Below are 2,229 nucleotides of genomic sequence, written 5' to 3' on the forward strand. Positions count from 1 at the left end.
GGGCCCCGGCACCGTTCACGGTGCCGGGGCCTTCGTGTGCCGGCCTTCCGGGTCCGTACGGGCGACCGGGGCCCCGGGCGGGGGGCGGAGGCCCGGAGAGACCCGTAGCGCCTACGGGAGCGCCAGCATCCGCTCCAGCGCCAGCTTCGCGTACTTCTCCGTCTCGGGGTCGACCTCGATCCGGTTGACCAGATTGCCCTCGGCCAGCGACTCCAGCGTCCACACCAGGTGCGGCAGGTCGATCCGGTTCATCGTCGAGCAGAAGCACACCGTCTTGTCGAGGAAGACGATCTCCTTGTCCTCCGCGGCGAACCGGTTGGCCAGGCGGCGCACCAGGTTCAGCTCGGTGCCGATCGCCCACTTCGAGCCGGCCGGGGCCGCCTCCAGGGCCTTGATGATGTACTCCGTCGAGCCGACGTAGTCCGCCGCGGCCACGACCTCGTGCTTGCACTCGGGGTGCACCAGCACATTGACGCCCGGGATGCGCTCGCGCACATCGTTGACGGAGTCCACCGAGAAGCGCCCGTGCACCGAGCAGTGCCCGCGCCACAGGATCATCTTCGCGTTCCGCAGCTCCTCGGCGGTGAGGCCGCCGTTCGGCTTGTGCGGGTTGTAGAGGACGCAGTCCTCCAGCGTCATCCCCATGTCGCGGACCGCGGTGTTCCGTCCCAGGTGCTGGTCGGGGAGGAAGAGGACCTTCTCGCCCTGTTCGAAGGCCCACTCCAGGGCGCGCTTCGCATTGGACGAGGTGCAGATCGTGCCGCCGTGCCTGCCGGTGAAGGCCTTGATGTCGGCGGAGGAGTTCATGTACGAGACGGGTACGACCTGCTCGGCGACCCCGGCCTCGGTCAGTACGTCCCAGCACTCGGCGACCTGCTCGGCGGTGGCCATGTCGGCCATCGAGCAGCCGGCCGCCAGGTCCGGCAGCACGACCTTCTGGTCGTCGGTGGTCAGGATGTCCGCGGACTCCGCCATGAAGTGCACGCCGCAGAAGACGATGTACTCGGCTTCCGGCCGGGCGGCCGCGTCACGGGCGAGCTTGAACGAGTCGCCGGTGACGTCCGCGAACTGGATGACCTCGTCGCGCTGGTAGTGGTGGCCGAGAACGAAGACCTTGTCCCCGAGCTTCTCCTTGGCCGCGCGGGCGCGCTCCACCAGGTCCGGGTCGGACGGGGAGGGCAGATCGCCGGGGCACTCGACGCCGCGCTCACTCTTCGGGTCGGCCTCGCGGCCGAGCAGCAGCAGGGCGAGGGGTGTCGGCTGGACATCGAGGTCCTGGACGGGGTGGGCCGTGGTCACGTCACGCACCCTTTCTTCTCTGCAGATAAGCCTTTTCGTCTAATTGACGTTATCTATCATATCCGGTTCACGTCACTTTGACGATGCCGATAGCGTCTATGTGACGAATTCCCTCCGGAGGTGGCCGGGGGCTGTTCCGGGGTCGCGAGAGGAGTCCTCGTCCCGCCCGGCACCTCTTCGCGGAGGGGTGTGCGAGCATGAAAGGAACAGGCAAGCGCTCGGCCCGGAATGAATCCGCGGTCCCGACGGTTGCAACGTCGGCAAGCAGTCCGTACAACCCGGGAGAGAAGCAGATGTCCGTATCGGACGAGACCACCACCGTGAGCGACGGCATCCTCCTGTCCGACGCCGCCGCAGCCAAGGTCAAGGGCCTGCTGGAGCAGGAAGGCCGTGACGACCTGGCGCTGCGCGTCGCCGTCCAGCCCGGCGGCTGCTCGGGCCTGCGCTATCAGCTCTTCTTCGACGAGCGTTCGCTCGACGGCGATGTCGTGAAGGACTTCGACGGCGTCAAGGTCGTCACCGACCGGATGAGCGCTCCGTACCTGGGCGGCGCCTCCATCGACTTCGTCGACACCATCGAGAAGCAGGGCTTCACGATCGACAACCCGAACGCCACGGGCTCCTGCGCCTGCGGTGACTCCTTCAGCTAAGTCGCGAAGGCGGTAACGGGCAGCAGTGCCTGCAGAGGGCGGCGGCCCCCGGAATCCGGGGGGCGCCGCCCTCGGTCGTGCCGGGCACCGATCAGCCGACCGTCACGTCATGACCGAGTGCACCCGGTGCTGCGGCCAAAAAGGTTGCGTCGCGAGCTTCCCGGCGAACCTTCCCGGCCGCAGCACTAGGGCGCGTGTCGGAAGTCCCGCCTGCCCGGCGACGCCCGGCACGCACGCTCGCTGCGTTGTCGGGGTCGTCCGAGTACGTCCAGTACGAGGA

The 2,229-nt window shown here is 68.1% G+C and carries 2 protein-coding genes; one reads left to right on the forward strand and one right to left on the reverse strand.

The window, feature by feature from the left end:
• Window positions 1-111 precede the first annotated feature (111 nt).
• Window positions 112-1,308 (reverse strand): quinolinate synthase NadA, encoded by a 1,197-nt coding sequence (nadA, locus tag ACFU6I_RS48440; protein ID WP_266986513.1) that lies wholly within the window; start codon window positions 1,306-1,308, stop codon window positions 112-114.
• A gap of 284 nt (window positions 1,309-1,592) precedes the next feature.
• Here nadA and ACFU6I_RS48445 point away from each other — a divergent pair, with 284 nt between their 5' ends.
• A complete protein-coding gene (locus ACFU6I_RS48445; protein WP_030933606.1) occupies window positions 1,593-1,949 on the forward strand; it encodes an iron-sulfur cluster assembly accessory protein in 357 nt (118 codons plus the stop codon).
• Window positions 1,950-2,229: the final 280 nt, after the last annotated feature.

This window comes from Streptomyces sp. NPDC057486, from assembly GCF_042802415.1.
Lineage (GTDB): Bacteria > Actinomycetota > Actinomycetes > Streptomycetales > Streptomycetaceae > Streptomyces > Streptomyces yanii.